This is a genomic window from Streptomyces macrosporus (assembly GCF_039533145.1).
GTDB classification, from domain to species: domain Bacteria; phylum Actinomycetota; class Actinomycetes; order Streptomycetales; family Streptomycetaceae; genus Streptomyces; species Streptomyces macrosporus.
In genome coordinates, this window is sequence record NZ_BAAASZ010000006.1 from 225736 (window position 1) to 240103 (window position 14368).

General features: G+C 72.6%; 13 protein-coding genes. 9 read left to right on the top strand and 4 right to left on the bottom strand.

Annotated features, from left to right (window positions below; all coding sequences use genetic code 11):
- Positions 1 to 166 precede the first annotated feature (166 nt).
- On the bottom strand, positions 167 to 538 hold the full coding sequence (locus ABD335_RS04005) for a DsrE family protein (RefSeq protein WP_344320633.1): 372 nt from the start codon (positions 536 to 538) through the stop codon (positions 167 to 169).
- 320 nt (positions 539 to 858) lie between these two features.
- On the opposite strand from ABD335_RS04005, the gene ABD335_RS04010 reads away from it, so the two are divergent.
- The 8 genes from ABD335_RS04010 to ABD335_RS04045 all read left to right on the top strand — a co-directional run bounded on the left by ABD335_RS04010 (position 859) and on the right by ABD335_RS04045 (position 8925).
- The gene (locus ABD335_RS04010) at positions 859 to 1167 is read left to right on the top strand and encodes a hypothetical protein (protein ID WP_344320634.1); all 309 of its coding nucleotides are present in this window, start codon (positions 859 to 861) and stop codon (positions 1165 to 1167) included.
- A gap of 310 nt (positions 1168 to 1477) precedes the next feature.
- The gene (locus ABD335_RS04015; RefSeq protein WP_344320635.1) at positions 1478 to 2047 is read left to right on the top strand and encodes a heme-binding beta-barrel domain-containing protein; all 570 of its coding nucleotides are present in this window, start codon (positions 1478 to 1480) and stop codon (positions 2045 to 2047) included.
- Between the two features lie 494 nt (positions 2048 to 2541).
- Positions 2542 to 3186, top strand: a complete 645-nt coding sequence (locus tag ABD335_RS04020; RefSeq protein WP_344320636.1) for a hypothetical protein — start codon at positions 2542 to 2544, stop codon at positions 3184 to 3186.
- A 16-nt stretch (positions 3187 to 3202) separates the two neighbouring features.
- The gene (locus ABD335_RS04025) at positions 3203 to 4873 is read left to right on the top strand and encodes an N-6 DNA methylase (protein WP_344320637.1); all 1671 of its coding nucleotides are present in this window, start codon (positions 3203 to 3205) and stop codon (positions 4871 to 4873) included.
- A complete protein-coding gene (locus ABD335_RS04030; protein WP_344320638.1) occupies positions 4870 to 5502 on the top strand; it encodes a restriction endonuclease subunit S in 633 nt (210 codons plus the stop codon). The genes ABD335_RS04025 and ABD335_RS04030 overlap by 4 nt, the downstream gene beginning before the upstream one ends.
- Positions 5503 to 5546: 44 nt before the next feature.
- Complete coding sequence (locus tag ABD335_RS04035) at positions 5547 to 6059, top strand: Fur family transcriptional regulator (RefSeq protein WP_344320639.1); 513 nt, start codon at positions 5547 to 5549, stop codon at positions 6057 to 6059.
- 9 nt (positions 6060 to 6068) lie between these two features.
- On the top strand, positions 6069 to 7040 hold the full coding sequence (gene ygfZ / locus ABD335_RS04040; protein ID WP_344320640.1) for a CAF17-like 4Fe-4S cluster assembly/insertion protein YgfZ: 972 nt from the start codon (positions 6069 to 6071) through the stop codon (positions 7038 to 7040).
- A gap of 1171 nt (positions 7041 to 8211) precedes the next feature.
- A complete protein-coding gene (locus ABD335_RS04045; RefSeq protein WP_344320641.1) occupies positions 8212 to 8925 on the top strand; it encodes a S1 family peptidase in 714 nt (237 codons plus the stop codon).
- A 146-nt stretch (positions 8926 to 9071) separates the two neighbouring features.
- On the opposite strand, the gene ABD335_RS04050 is transcribed toward ABD335_RS04045, so the two are convergent.
- Genes ABD335_RS04050 through ABD335_RS04060 form a run of 3 tightly spaced genes read right to left on the bottom strand, consistent with a single transcriptional unit; the run spans position 9072 to position 12730 of the window.
- Positions 9072 to 11405: an ABC transporter permease gene (locus ABD335_RS04050; protein ID WP_344320642.1), complete on the bottom strand. Its 2334-nt coding sequence runs from the start codon at positions 11403 to 11405 to the stop codon at positions 9072 to 9074.
- Positions 11406 to 11411: 6 nt separating this feature from the next.
- On the bottom strand, positions 11412 to 12227 hold the full coding sequence (locus tag ABD335_RS04055) for an ABC transporter ATP-binding protein (protein WP_344320643.1): 816 nt from the start codon (positions 12225 to 12227) through the stop codon (positions 11412 to 11414).
- Complete coding sequence (locus tag ABD335_RS04060) at positions 12224 to 12730, bottom strand: PadR family transcriptional regulator (protein WP_344320644.1); 507 nt, start codon at positions 12728 to 12730, stop codon at positions 12224 to 12226. Before ABD335_RS04060 ends, ABD335_RS04055 begins: the two co-directional genes overlap by 4 nt.
- Before the next feature lie 157 nt (positions 12731 to 12887).
- Here ABD335_RS04060 and ABD335_RS04065 point away from each other — a divergent pair, with 157 nt between their 5' ends.
- Positions 12888 to 14165 (top strand): ABC transporter substrate-binding protein, encoded by a 1278-nt coding sequence (locus ABD335_RS04065; protein ID WP_344320645.1) that lies wholly within the window; start codon positions 12888 to 12890, stop codon positions 14163 to 14165.
- The last annotated feature ends 203 nt before the right edge of the window (positions 14166 to 14368 follow it).

The following is a 14368-nucleotide window of genomic DNA, read 5'->3' on the forward strand; positions in this document are numbered from 1 at the left end:
CCCGCCGCGGACACACGAAGGCCGCGCCCCCGAGGGTTGGACACCGTCGGGCGCGGCCTTCGCGCGTCGTACCGCCTCGCCGCAACGCCCCGCCGCAACGCCTTTCCGTGCCGCCCCACGGGGCGCGGGGCGGCACGGCGGCGGATCGACGGCGGATCGACGGCGATCAGTAGACGAGCGCCCGCACGTCCTCGCCCATGACCTCGCTGACGAAGACCTGCGCCCCGGCGATGCGCACGCCCTCGATCACGTCCTTCTCCTCGATGCCGCGCCGGGCCGCGCACTGGGTGCACAGCGTGATCCGCCCACCCGCCAGGATGCCGTCGACCAGCTCCGGCAGCGGCGCGGAGTGCGGCAGCTCGAACTCCGCCGCCCGGCCCGGCAGCGCGAACCACGCCGACTCCCCGGTCAGCCAGAGCGAGACCTCCACCCCGCCGGCCACGGCCACCGCGGCCACCGTGAAGGCCTGGGAGCACCGCTCGGGCGCGTCCGCCCCGGCCGTCACCTTGATCACGAGCTTCTTCGAATCGGCTGCCATGCCGACCACGGTAGTCCGCTCCACAATCCGATCGTGATCGGCGGGGGCACAACCTTCCGATCTCCCCTCTTGTCGGTGAGCCGACAAGAAGGGCGAGGAGATCCCCTGTCCGCGTTCCCGCCGCCCCCGGCGGAGCCTCCCGGGTCGCCGCCCCCGCCGCCGGTTCCGCCGCGGGCCGGGTCCCCCGTCCTCCCGGAGACCTCGGAGACCGCCCCGGCTCCCGAGCCCACCGTCCCGGCGCGCCGCCCCGGCCGTGCGGCCCTGCTGCCGGCCTGCGCCGCCCTGCTCGGCATCGTCGCCGGGGTCGCCGTCGCTACACCGTGCAGGCCGACCGCGCCCCCACCCCGCTGCCGCCGCTCTCCCGGGCGGAGCCGTCCTACCCGAAGAAGCCGCTGCCGAAGGACCGGGAGCCCGAACCGCTCACCGCGGAGGAGGACCGCCGGGTCAGGACGGACGGCGACCTGCGCGACCTGCTGCTCCCGGCCCCCGAGGGCGCGCGGGAGGACGAGGGACTGCCCGCGCTCGACGGCGGCTGGGTCCCGGTCGACGACTACACCGGGCTCTACGAGGAGGACGAGCACGACGGCCTGCGGCAGACGGTGATCCTCCAGGCCCGACTCCTGGGCTGACGGACCTCCGTCCTCGCCTCCTCCGACCGGCCCCGTGGCGGGGCGGCGCACCTCACAGCGTCGCCCCGCCACGGGCCGACTAGACTCGTCGGCGGGCCGTCCACGGCCCGTTCGTCCGTGCGTAGCGAGGAGCGCTCCCGTGCTTGAGGCATTCTTCACCGCCCTGCTGGTCCTGGTCTGTGTCGGCGTTCTGGCGTTCATGGGCCTGACCGTGAAGAAGCTCTACCAGGGCCAGCGCTGATCCGCCCCGACGACCGGCCCACCCCCCACCTCCGTCCGTCACGCCCTCGACAGATCGTCTGAGCACCCCATGATCGAGATCCCGTCCGACCTCCACCCGGACCTCGTGCCCCTCGCCTTCCTCCTCGGCAACTGGACGGGCGCGGGCGTCGCCGACTTCCCCGGGCGCGAGCAGTGCAACTTCGGGCAGGAGGTCACCTTCTCCCACGACGGCCGGGACTTCCTGGAGTACGTCTCGCACAGCTGGGAGCTGAACTCCAAGGGCGAGAAGGTCGGCCCGCTGGAGACCGAGACCGGCTACTGGCGGATCGACAAGGACCGCAAGGTCGAGGTCGTCATGATCCGCGACCGGGGCGTCGCCGAGGTCTGGTACGGCGAGATGGCCGAGAAGAAGCCCCAGATCGACCTGGTCACGGACGCCGTCGCCCGGCTCGCCTCCGCCGGGGAGTACAGCGGCGGCAAGCGCCTGTACGGCTACGTCAAGGGCGACCTGATGTGGGTCGGCGAGCTGGCCACCCCCGACCCCGAGCGACCACTGCGCCCGTACATGTCGGCCCACCTGAAGAAGGTCGTCGACCCGCGCGAGTGGGCGAAGGACCTGAAGGACCTCCCGGACGACGGGATCGCCTTCTTCAAGTAGTCGACGAACTCCGGGCACCGCTGTGCCGCCGCCTGCGCGAAGCCGTGCCCCAGGGGTTAACAGTTTCACAGCACCGAGCTCCGCAGACGGTCATGTCACCGACGGCTGCGGGGCTCCTCGTTTTCTGCCGCAGGTCTCCGCCGCCCCTTTCCACCCAGGCACGGAGAAGCCAGGTATCAGGGGAGCCATCCGTCTCCTCATGCCGACGACAAGGGGTTAACAAATAGAGAGCACTGCAATGCTCTTTGACATGCACTGTGCGCCGCCGCTAGCGTTTCCCCGTGGAGTGCTCCACCGGTCTGCGGCGGAGGGCTCTCCCGCATGCGCACAAGACGGCAAAACCCCCGGTCACCAGGCGCGACCGGGGGTTCGAAAAGCCGTGCCCCTGGCGGCTTGCAAGCAGAGGCGGACCAGGGGCGTTCTTCATCACCGTACCACGACCATCCGATTACGTACCGGACTGTGCGAAACAGTCCTGCTCTGGGGGGACCACCATGGCCGAGGAACTGCCCGACTGGACGCTGCGCGCCTTCTCCGAGCCCCGTATGGCCCGCTACCTGCGGGCATCGGGAGGGGACGCCGCCACGGCGGTACGGCTCTACTGGTGGAACGTGGAGGCGTCCGCCGCTCTCTACGGCCCTCTTCACTGCCTTGAGGTGACGTTGCGCAACGCCCTGCACGACCGACTCAAGCAGCGGTACGGAGCGGACTGGTGGGCCGCTTTCTCCCTCAACCCCAACGGCCGGCGCCTGATCGACAAGGCCAGGCGCAAGTGCGAGGAGCGCGGTCTGCGCCCCGTCCCCACGGACAGCGTGGTGGCCGAACTCTCTTTCGGCTTCTGGGCCTCGCTCCTCAGCCGCGGCTACGACCGCCGACTGTGGGTGCCCACCCTCCACCGCGCCTTTCCCCACTACTCCGGCAGGCGTGATGTGCTGTACGACAACCTTTGGTCGCTGGTGCTGCTCCGGAATCGGGTCATGCACCACGAACCCATCCACCACCGCGACCTCGCCGCCGACCATGCCAAGATCTACCGGCTCTTGGGGTACATGAGCCCCGAACTCGTGAAGGAGATCCGGGCACTCGACCGCTTCCCCTCCGTGCTCGCCCGTCGGAACGGGCCGGAGCCCCGTTTCTGACCGGAGGAGGACCGCAATGAACGACCTCGGTGACAGGTTCGTCTCGCGAGCCGAGATCGCCCGGCTCGCCGGAGTGCGCCGGCCGGCTGTCAGCAACTGGGAACGACGCCATCCCGACACCTTCCCCCGACCCGCCTCGGCCGGGGAGGACGGCACGGAACTCTTCCGTGCGGCGGAGGTCGTGGACTGGCTGGACCACCGCGCCATCCCGGCGAACGCCCGCGAGAACGGCGAGCCGGCCGGCACGACCTATGGGGACCGCTTCCGCGCCGGTCTGCAGGGGGGAGCGGAAGCGGCTCCGAAGACACCGGCCCCGGCTCCGGACACGCTGGTGCGCGGCGTGGAACAAGCGCTCGCGCAACACGGGGGCACGGTCTCTCCCGAGCACGTCGAGATGCTGCTGGCCCTCCTCTGCCTGCGTGGCTCCCGGCCCGAAGCGTGGAGGGCGCTGAGCTCGGCCGCCGCCGGCACGACGCCCCCGGAACCCACCGAGCTGTGCCGGCGGATCACATCCGACCTTCCCGTACGGCTCTCCCCCACCACGCTCCAGACCTGGCAGGAGGGCGGCCGTTCCCTCGTCGAAGCGATCCGCCTGATCGACACGCACGGCACGGGGGAGCGGAGCGAGTGCGTCGCGGCCTTCGACCACCTGATCGAGTGGGCTGCCAGGACGGGGCCCGCTCGCACAGCGGGCGAGTTCTTCACGCCACCGTCCATCACCCGCACCGTGACCAGGCTCCTGGCACCTTCCGTCGATGCGGCCGAAGTGCACGACCCTTTCTGCCGTACCGGTGAAATGTTGGCCGCCATCGTCGACACCCGGGGTGTCTCGGGGCGGACACGGCCACTGCGAGTCAGCGGAGCCGGCACTCCGGACTTCTCCCTCCGCCTCGCGCGTCTGGGTATGGACCTGCGCGGGTACGACCCAGCCGATCTGGTGCAGGGGGCGTCGACCCCGTCCGAGTACACGGCCCCACTACGGAGGAAGGTCGACCTCCTGGTGACCAACCCCCCTTTCAACACCCGTGTTCCCGAGTCCCCACGGAACACCGGGCACTGGCGATACGGCCCGCCTCCTCCTCACAGAGCCAACTTCGACTGGCTCCAATATGCGGTGGACTCGCTCTCGGCCGATGGAAGGGCGTGCGTCGTCATGGCCGCCGGCGCCACCTTCTCCAACAGCAGCCGAGAGAGGCAGATCCGGTCCGCCATGGTGACGGACGGCGCGGTGGAGTGTGTGGTCGAACTGCCACCGGGCCTCTTCTTCCCCACAGGGATCGCCGTAACGTTGTGGCTGTTGAGAGCACCGACGGGAAGCTGCGAGGAGGTCCTCTTCATCACCGCCCGCGCCATGGGCACGATGGCCACACGCGCGGTCAGGAGTCTCTCGGAGCAGGAGAGCGACGCCATCGCCCACGAGTACCACGCCTGGCGGGACTCCGGCGGAACAGGCGGAGCGTACCGAGGAAGTCCCGGGTTCAGCCGAGCGGTCGGTCTCGACGAGATACGCGCCAATGACTACGCCCTTACTCCCTCCCGGTATGTTTCCCCCGTCCCCGAGACGGACAGCGCGCCCGCTCGAAAGGACTCCCTCGGCCGCCTGAGCGCGAAACTCGTCCGGCTACACGAGGAAGCTGCCCGGATCGACGCGTTCGTGGAGTCGATATTGCGGAGGCACGACGTATGAACGACCCGGTCGACCGCTCTCCGGCGGAGTGGCGGGAGGTGCCCCTCGGGGACGTTTGCGAATTCCTTCAGGTCGGGCACTCATCGGCCACCGTACGTCCCGACCGGCACGTCACGGAGGGGGTTCCCCTGGTCAGGGCGGGGGACATCGGCAACCGGAGAATTTCCTCCGCCGCCATCAGCCGACTGCCCGGCGACCTCGCCGACGACCTCGGGCAGTACCGCCTCAGGCCCGGGGACGTCCTCTGCACCCGCGCCGGCACGGTGGGGCGTGTCGCCCTCGTTTCGGAGAAGGAGCGCGACTGGTTGTTCAGCACCCACTTGGTGCGCATCCGGACCACGGAAGAACTCCTCATTCCCGAGTACCTGGTGAGCTACCTCGCGTCCCCGATGGCCGCCGCCTGGATCGATGCCCGCTCCACGGGCTCGACCATCCGGCACATCTCCGTTCGGGTCCTGCGCGACCTCCCCGTCCCACTGCCCCCCGTCCGGATCCAGCGGGACATCGGGGAACAACTCGCCGCGCTCGACGAGAAGATCCGGGTCCACACGGAGATCGCCCGGACGACCGCCGAGATCCGCGATGTCCTGGCCGACCTGCTGTTCACCGACCTTGTCGAGCCCCGGTAGCCCGATCCCGCCGCGATTCCCGGCCCTCCTCCTACACTGGCCGTGTGGTGAGCACCGACTGGCAGAGCGACCTACGCAGACGCGGATACCGGCTGACGCCGCAGCGCCAGCTCGTGCTGGAAGCCGTGGACAAGCTGGAGCACTCCACCCCGGACGACATCCTCGCCGAGGTGCGGCGCACGGCGGGGAGCGTGAACATCTCCACCGTCTACCGCACGCTGGAGCTGTTGGAGGAGCTGGGGCTGGTCAGCCACGCCCATCTGGGCCACGGCGCTCCCACCTACCACCTCGCCGACCGGCACGACCACATGCACCTGGTGTGCCGGGACTGCGGCAAGGTGATCGAGGCCGACATCGCGCTGGCCGCCGGTTTCACCGACCGGCTGCGGGAGAAGTTCGGCTTCGACACCGACATGAAGCACTTCGCGATCTTCGGCCGGTGCCGGGAGTGCACCGCCGAGCGCTCCGCCGCGGAGGGAGCCGCCCGGACGGGCTCCGGCGGTACGGAGGGAACGGGCGGGGGAACGGGCGGGAGCGCGGACGACACGGAGCCGTAGGCTGGTCGCATGTCGTACAAGAGCCCTCTGCTGTCGCTCCCCGGAGCCGTCCCCGCCGAGGGGCCGGACGAAGGCGTCGCCGCGCACTACGGCGACCTCTTCCGTGAGCAGCGCACGCTCGCGGACGGCGGCGGACTGGTGGACCTCTCGCACCGCGGCGTGGTCACCGTCTCCGGCGCCGACCGGCTGAGCTGGCTGCACCTGCTGCTCACCCAGCACGTGAGCGAGTTGGAGCCCGGCCGCGCCACGGAGGCGCTGATCCTCTCCCCGCACGGCCACGTCGAGCACGCGCTCTACCTGGTCGACGACGGCTCCACGGTGTGGATGCACGTCGAGCCGGGCACCCAGGAGGCGCTGATCTCGTACCTGGAGAGCATGAAGTTCTTCTACCGGGTCGAGGTGCGGGACGCGACGGCCGAGTACGCCGTGGTCCACCTCCCGGCGGGCTCCATCACCGAGACCCCCGAGGGCGCGGTCGTCCGCGAGACGCCCTACGGGCGGGACGTGTTCCTGCCGCGCGGCGAGCTGGAGTCCTTCGCCGCCGCCCACGGCCCGGTGATCGGCGCGCTGGCCCTGGAGGCGCTGCGCGTGGAGGCGCACCGGCCGCGGCTGGGCCTGGAGACCGACCACCGGACGATCCCGCACGAGGTGGGCTGGATCGGCACGGCCGTCCACCTGAACAAGGGCTGCTACCGGGGCCAGGAGACCGTGGCGCGCGTCCACAACCTGGGGAAGCCGCCGCGCCGGCTGGTCTTCCTCCACCTGGACGGCAGCGAGGTGCACCTGCCCGGCCACGGCACGCCGATCCGGCTGGCCAAGGACGGGGAGGAGGGACGTCAGCTCGGCTTCGTCACCACCTCGGCCCGCCACCACGAGCTGGGCCCGATCGCCCTGGCCCTGGTGAAGCGGAACGTCCCGGTGGACGCCGAGCTGCTGGCGGGCGACACGGCGGCGGCCCAGGAGGTCGTCGTCGAGCCGTAGGCGCCACGTGTCCGTGGGGGCCGATCCGCGCGGGCCGGGAACGGACGCACCCGGACCGTCCGGCCGGCGGCTCCCACGGGGCCGGCAGCGGATCCGGCGTCCCACAGGGCCGGCAGCGGATCCGGCGTCCCGCGGTGCCGGCCGAGGGCCCGGACGACCTCCGGGTGACCAGGCCGATGCCTCCCGGACCGCGCCTGACCACCGTGAACGCGGGACCTCTCACCATGCCCAAGGGTGATCTCCTCCACGGCGCACAGGGCATGATCACCGTGCCGTCGACGGTGGCCGTCGTCGAGCAGCCGTGCACGGGCTGATCCTGTTCGACACGGGCGTCAACCACCGCGTGGCAGACCCCGAAGCCGCCGAGGCGTATGGGGGCCGGGCCCGCGGAGCGCCTACGGCGCCCAGGGATTCACTCGTGCACACGCCGCCGACGCGCGACCGGAGCACCTCGGACATCGCCCGGACGACGTCCGGTACGTGCTCTGCTCCCACCCGCGCCTCGACCGCGCCGGGGGAACGAGCCGCTTCCCGCACGCCGTCCACGCGGTGCGGCACGACGAACCGCGCCCTGCCCGGTGGCCGGAAGAAGTCGCTCACCCACGGACGGCTTCGCGCTCTCGACCGAATCGGCGTCCGGGACCGACCACCGGGCGGTGACGCGATCGCTCGGAGTACGGTCCCCGGTCCCCGCCGAAGACGGGCACGGCCGGCGCCGCGGCTCCTGGCTCCTGGCTCCTGCCGATGGCCGCTCGTCTCGGCTCGTCTCGACGGCGTGGTGCCCCCTCCGTGGAAGGGCGGAAGCGGCACCGCGCGGCGGAGAAAGGGCGCCTCCGCCACGGGTGTTCGCGCTTCGCTCCGGATTCACGCCCGCAACACCGTCGGCGCGCGGAGCGGTGGGGTCTCGCACCCCGCACAGGGACTGGACGGACGACGCCACACCGTGGGTGACGGGGACCTGTTGGCCGTACTGCCGGCGCGAGGGCGTGCCCGTGCTGTGGATCTGCCACGGCCGGGACGAGCCGCCGGTCGAGACCGGGGCCGTGGCCGGGGTGATAACCCCGTGTTATAGCCGATCGGCATTATCCCGACCGGCCCGTTTCCGGGAATCCTGGTGGCTCCCCCACAGAACACACGCGCAACGCCGCGTGTCTTTTCGAAATGAGGAGCCTTGCGCATCACCAGGCTGATCCCCACCCTCATAGCCGCTCTGCTCTCCGTCCTCGCCCTCGCCCCCACGGCCGCCATGGCGAAGGAGCAGCCCGGCAGCGGCGGCCCCCAGCCGATCATCGGCGGCGGATACGCGCAGAGCGCCCCCTGGGCCGCCCGGCTGTTCTCCAACGGCAGGGAGACCTGCAGCGCGTCGATCATCGCCCCCACCTGGATCCTCACCGCCAAGCACTGCGTCGGCGGCGGTGGGTTGTCGTTCCGCATCGGCAGCCTCGACCAGACCAGCGGCGGCACCGTCGCCAACGGCACGCAGGTGTACAACCACGCGTCGTCGGACCTGTCGCTGGTCCGTCTCGACCGCTCCGTCTCGACCACCTACGCGCGGCTCGGGCAGCCGGGCACGGTCTCGGTGGGCCAGAACGTGCAGGTCTACGGCTGGGGCGCGACGTGCCTCGGCAGTGAGGCCACCTGCCAGTCCCGGTACCTGAAGGTCGCGAACGTGACCGTGACCGGCGCGTGCCGCGACGCCTACAACGGCTCGGCGATCTGCGCCCGGCGCGGTGACGGCATCACCGCGGGCGGCGACTCGGGCGGTCCGATGATGGCGAACGGCGCCCAGGTCGGCGTCGCCTCCACCAGCGACCGGCAGACCACCACGGCGTACACGAACGTGACCGCCTACCGCTCCTGGATCCAGTCCATCGCGGGCGTCTGACTCCCTCCCTCCCGGCCGCACGGTTCGGGAGGGAGGACGGGGGCGGGGGGTGACTGCGGGCGTCCCGCCCCGCGCGGCGGCCGGCGTACACGACGCCGGCCGCCGCGCCGTCGTTCCCCATGTCGTTCCTACAGCGCCGTCGTTCCCTACAGCGTCTCGCCGAGGGTGTCGGCGATGCGGCGGCGGGCCGTGCGGGCGGCCGGGACGATCGAGGCCGCGACCGCGACCGCCAGGGCCACCGCGCACACCAGCAGCAGGGTGCCGGGGGACGGGGACTGGGCGATGCCGGCGCCGATGCCGCCGGCTCGGCCCAGGACGTCGATCAGCCAGTCGCCGGCGAGGACGCCGAGCGCCGTGCCGAGCAGCGCGGCGGCCAGCGCGGTGAGGCCGGTGGAGACCACGATCACCCCCGCGATCTGGCGCGGTGTCAGGCCGATCGCCTTGAGCGCCAGCAGGTCGCGTCCGCGGTCGCGCGCCCGCGCGCCGACGGTGGTGGAGAGTTCGGTGAGGCCGATCAGGGCGAGCACCGTGATCAGTCCGACGACGACGCCGCGGATGGCGGAGAGGCCGTCGGCGGGGTTGGCGATCCGGCGGACCTCCAGCCGTCCGTCGGAGGAGGCCACCAGATCGGCGGCGACCCGGTCCGCGTCGGCGCCGTCGCGCAGCACCAGGTGGTGGAAGTCGGGTCGGACCGGGCCGCGTTCACCCAGGTCCAGGTTGTCCAGGGACGTGGAGATCGTCCGGCCGCCGTCCTCGGGCTCGATGCCCCGGCCCACGATGTGGAGGATCTGCGGGCGCCCCTGGACCGTCATCCGCACCCAGTCGCCGACGCGCACGTCGAGCAGGTCCAGCAGCCCCTGGCCGGCCACCGCCTCGTCCGGGCCGGCCGGGAGCCGTCCCTCGGCGAGGGCGAACGGGTAGGGGCGCTCGTCGGTGCCCAGGCCGCGCAGGGTGATGGTGCCGGTCTGGCCCGGGACCAGCGCCGCGACCTCCACGCCCGGATGGACGGCGGTGACGTCCGGGTGGGCGGCCGACAGCCGCTCGGTCTCGGCGCGGCCGTCGGCGTCCTCGCCGGCGGAGGAGCCGTCGCGCACGGTGAGCGCGGCGGGGAGGCCGACCTCCTCGGGGTGGCTCTGGAACCGGTCCAGGGTCGCCCACGCGCCCAGCGCGACCGTGATCATCATCAGCGGCACGGCCAGCCGTCCCACGGCGGCCAGGGAGCGGGCCCGGCCGGTGAAGGCGCCGCGCCGGCCGAGCACCAGGGCGGGCGGCAGGCCCGCGCCCAGCATCCGCCGTTCCACCGACGTCAGCGGGCCCATGCCGCGCGGCGCGGCCGTCCGCGCGACCGGCACCGGCGGCACCCGGCCCGCGCGCCAGGCGGCCAGCGAGGTGGCCAGGGCGATGAACAGCACCGCGCCGACCGCGGTGGCCGGCACCGTCCAGGCGTGGCCGGGCAGCCGCCGCCACAGGTCCACCGCCTCCCCGATCCGGCCGGGGATGCGGGCGCCCAGCAGTTCGGTGACGGCCGCGCCGCAGGCGACCCCGAGGAGGGCGAAGGCCAGGTGCTGGACGAGGAAGACCCGCACGACCTGGGCGGGGGTGAAGCCGATGGCCTTGAGTACGGAGATGTCCCGCAGGTGGCCGTGGATCCGGGTGCCGATCGCCCCGGCCACCGCCAGCGCCGCGGCGAGCAGCGCCCCGAGCCCGAAGAGGCCGAGCAGCAGTCCCAGCAGCCGTCCCTCGCCCTCGGCCTCGGTGCGCGCCTGCTGCCAGCGGGTCACCTCGGTCACCCGGTCGGCGCCGAGCGCGGTGACCGCGCGCTGGACCGCGAAGTCGGTGTCGTCGGGGTCGTCCAGCCGCAGGCCGACGGTCCACCCGGCGCGTTCGGGGGCGGGCGAGGCCAGGCGCAGGCCCTCGGGGAGCAGCCAGCCGACGCCGGGCCGCTCGCCGGGCACGTACCGGGGTTCGGCGGTGTCCGCGACGCCCACGACGCGCAGCCGGCGCTCCGTCCCGCGCTCGCCCCGGACGGTGAGCGTGTCGCCGGTCTCGGCCCACAGGGCGCGGGCCAGCGAGGAGTCCAGGACGATCTCGTCGTCGGCGCCCGGCCTCAGCCAGCGGCCGGCGCCGACCAGCGGGCGGCCCACCCGGGGCGGTTCGGGCCCGGTGGCCCGCAGTTCGACGGCGGCCCGCGCGCCGCCCGTCTCCACGGTGGCGCGGGCGGTGGCGAAGGGGCCGGCGACGTCGGTCACGCCCTCCAGGTCCGCCAGGTCCTCCGGCTGCGCGTCGGCGCGGGTGTGGATCCACACGTGCGCGCCCTCGGACTGGGTGAAGACCCGCTGCCAGGGGTCGGCCGCGTAGGAGAACAGCGCCGCGGCCAGCAGCAGCGAGGCGGTGATACCGGCCGTGGCCAGGACGATGAACAGCGCCTCGCCGCGGTGCGCCCGCAGGTCGGCGTGGGCCCAGCGCAGGGTGGCGCGCACGTCGCGTCAGTCCTTCAGTTCGAGCACGCCGGCCACGCCCGTGCCGCGCCGCCGTGCGCCGTCGTCCGTGTCCAGCACCGCGTCGTCGACGACGCGGCCGTCGAAGAAGCTGATCACCCGGTCCGCGGCGCTGGCCATCCGGGCGTCGTGGGTGACCAGGAGGATGGTCTGGCCGCGCGCGTGGAAGCGGGAGAGCAGCCGCAGCACCTCGCGGGTGCCCTTGCTGTCCAGGCTGCCGGCGGGTTCGTCGGCCAGCAGCAGGTCGGGGTGGTTGACCAGCGCGCGGGCCAGGGCGACGCGCTGCTGCTCGCCGCCGGAGAGCTCGCCGGGCATGCTCCGCTCCTTGCCGGCCAGGCCCAGCTCCTCCAGGAGTTCGGCGCGGTCGGCGCGGGCCCGCTTCGGGCTCCGGCCGGCCAGCAGGGCCGGGAGTTCGACGTTGTCGGCGACGGTCAGGTTGGAGACGAGGTTGAAGAACTGGAAGACGATGCCGATGCGGCGGCGGCGCAGCACCGCCCAGTGGGACTCGCCGTAGGAGTCCAGGCACGTCCCGTCGAACCAGATGCTGCCGCTGTCGGGCTTCTGGAGGCCGCCGAGCAGGTGGAGCAGCGTGGACTTGCCCGCGCCGGAGGGGCCGGTGACGGCGACGAACTCGCCGCGCCCGACGGTCAGGTCCACCCCCCGCACGGCCTTCACCGGGGCGCCCTCGCCGTGGTGGGTCTTGACCAGGCCCTCGGCGCGGACGATGGGGGGCTCGGTCGGTTCGGCGCCGGAGGGGACGGGTCCGGCGTCGGAGGGGGCGCCGGACGCCTCGGCACGGCTCATTCGAACTCCTCCTGGCAGCGCTCCAGCCAGTCCAGGTCGGCCTGGAGGTGCAGCATCGCGCCTTCGATGAGGAGCTGTGCCACCCGGTTGTCCCGGTCCTCGCCGGCGGCCAGCCTGGACAGGGCTCGCATGGTGTTCAGGTACTGGCGGCGCTGTTTGTTGATCAGGGCGATCCGGTCGGCCAGCCCGGTCTGCGGGGCGAGCGCGAGCTTCATGAAGAACTCGTCGCGCACCCGCGGCTCGTCGGTCGGCTCGTCGAACCAGGCCCTCACCGCCTCGCGCCCCGCCTCGGTGAGCCGGTAGATCCTCTTGTTGGGCCGGGTGGACTGGGCGACCTCCTCGCCCTCGATCAGACCGGCCTTCTCCAGCCGCCCCAGGGTGACGTAGATCTGCCCGACGTTCGGCTGAGGGTACGCCGCGCCCAGGAGCTTCTCAAGGGCCTGTTTGAGCTCGTATCCGTGGGCGGGACCGGAGGCGAGGAGAGCCAGGAGCGGCAGACGCACGCGTGCTCTCCTCCTCCCCGCCCCGTCCGGGCCCGGTGCCCGTCGGGCACCTGTCGGCGGCGCCCGGTCGGCGTCTAGTATCGCCCATACCCAACGGGTATATATGGGCCGGACGTCCGGTGCTCGACGGTGAGGCCGGTGCACGGGGGAGGAGCCTATGCGGTGGACGCGTGCCGCGGGGAGGGGTCTCCTGGCCGCCGCCGTGGCCCTGGCGGGGTACGCCGGTCTGGGCGCCCCGTCCGTCGGGCAGGCCGCGCACGGCGGAGGGCGCGGGCCGATCACCCTGGTCACCGCCGGTGATCTGACGGACTACCTCGACCCGGTGCTGGAGGACTGGAACCGCGCGCACCCCGACGAGCCGGTCACCCTGGTGGAGCTGCCGGACTCGGCGGACGAGACGCGGGCCCAGATGGTCACGAGCCTGCGCTCCGGCAGCGGCCGTTTCGACGTGCTCAACATCGACGTGGCGTGGACGTCGGAGTTCGCCGCGGCGGGCTGGATCGCCCCCGTCGAACCGGGCCGCTTCCCCCTGGAGAGCTTCCTGCCGCCGGTGGTGGACACCGCCACCTTCGGCGGGCGCCTCTACGCCGTCCCCTACGTGACCAACGCCGGGCTGCTGTACTACCGCTCGGACGTGCTGGAGGCCGAGGGTGAGGAACCCCCGCGCACCTGGGCCGAGTTGGAGCGGCTGGCGAAGGAGGTCGCGCCGGAGCACGGACTGGAGGGCTACGCGGGGCAGTTCCTGCCGTACGAGGGCCTGACCGCCAACGCCACCGAGGCGGTGCACTCGGCCGGCGGCTCCCTCCTCGGCGACGAGGGCGCGACGGTCACCGCGGACTCCGCCGCGACCGAGGAGGGGTTGCGCTTCCTCGTCGACGGGGTGCGGGAGGGGTGGATTCCCCAGGAGGCGCTGGGCTGGAAGGAGGAGGAGTCGCGGCTGGCGTTCCAGGAGGGCCGGCTGCTGTTCCTGCGGAACTGGCCGTACGTGTACGCCCAGGCGAACGGCGAGGACTCGAAGGTCGCCGGGCGGTTCGGGGCGGTGCCGCTGCCGGGGCCCGACGGTCCGGGCGTCAGCGTGCTGGGCGGCTCCAACCTGGCGGTCAACGTCCGTTCCGAGCACCCCGACACGGCCAACGACCTCATCGCGTACCTCACCGGCGAGCCGGTGCAGCGCCGGGTGCTCACCGAGGGTTCGCTGCCGCCGGTGCGGGCCGACCTGTACTCCGATCCGGAGCTGGTCCGCGCCTTCCCGTACCTGCCGACGCTGCGCAGGAGCGTCCTGACGGCCGAACCGCGTCCCAAGAGCCCGCGGTACGACCAGGTGAGCCTGGTCGTGCAGGCCGTGGTGCACGACGCGATGGCGGGGCGTCAGACGCCGGGCCGGGCCGTCGCGCGGCTGGCGCGCGAGTTGGAGTCCGTCGCGCGCGAGGACTGACCTCCCGTCTCCTTCTCCAATCTCCTTTCCCTAGTTGCGTGTTAGGTAACCCCAAGCCTCCGCGCGCCCACCCCTGACGGACATCTCCGGGCATAACAGGGCGGCTTCTCGCACATTCGTTGACACTGCGATGTCACCGCTACTTAACATGCATGCATAACGGCGGTGAACATGACGGACGTCGCTCCCTGCGCGACGAGCGC

Coding starts and splice junctions, on each gene's coding strand:
- ABD335_RS04005 (WP_344320633.1), bottom strand. CDS start 538: ATGGCAGCCGATTCGAAGAAGCTCGTGATCAAGGTGACGGCCGGGGCG.
- ygfZ (WP_344320640.1), top strand. CDS start 6,069: ATGTCGTACAAGAGCCCTCTGCTGTCGCTCCCCGGAGCCGTCCCCGCC.
- ABD335_RS04020 (WP_344320636.1), top strand. CDS start 2,542: ATGGCCGAGGAACTGCCCGACTGGACGCTGCGCGCCTTCTCCGAGCCC.
- ABD335_RS04025 (WP_344320637.1), top strand. CDS start 3,203: ATGAACGACCTCGGTGACAGGTTCGTCTCGCGAGCCGAGATCGCCCGG.
- ABD335_RS04030 (WP_344320638.1), top strand. CDS start 4,870: ATGAACGACCCGGTCGACCGCTCTCCGGCGGAGTGGCGGGAGGTGCCC.
- ABD335_RS04055 (WP_344320643.1), bottom strand. CDS start 12,227: ATGAGCCGTGCCGAGGCGTCCGGCGCCCCCTCCGACGCCGGACCCGTC.
- ABD335_RS04065 (WP_344320645.1), top strand. CDS start 12,888: ATGCGGTGGACGCGTGCCGCGGGGAGGGGTCTCCTGGCCGCCGCCGTG.
- ABD335_RS04015 (WP_344320635.1), top strand. CDS start 1,478: ATGATCGAGATCCCGTCCGACCTCCACCCGGACCTCGTGCCCCTCGCC.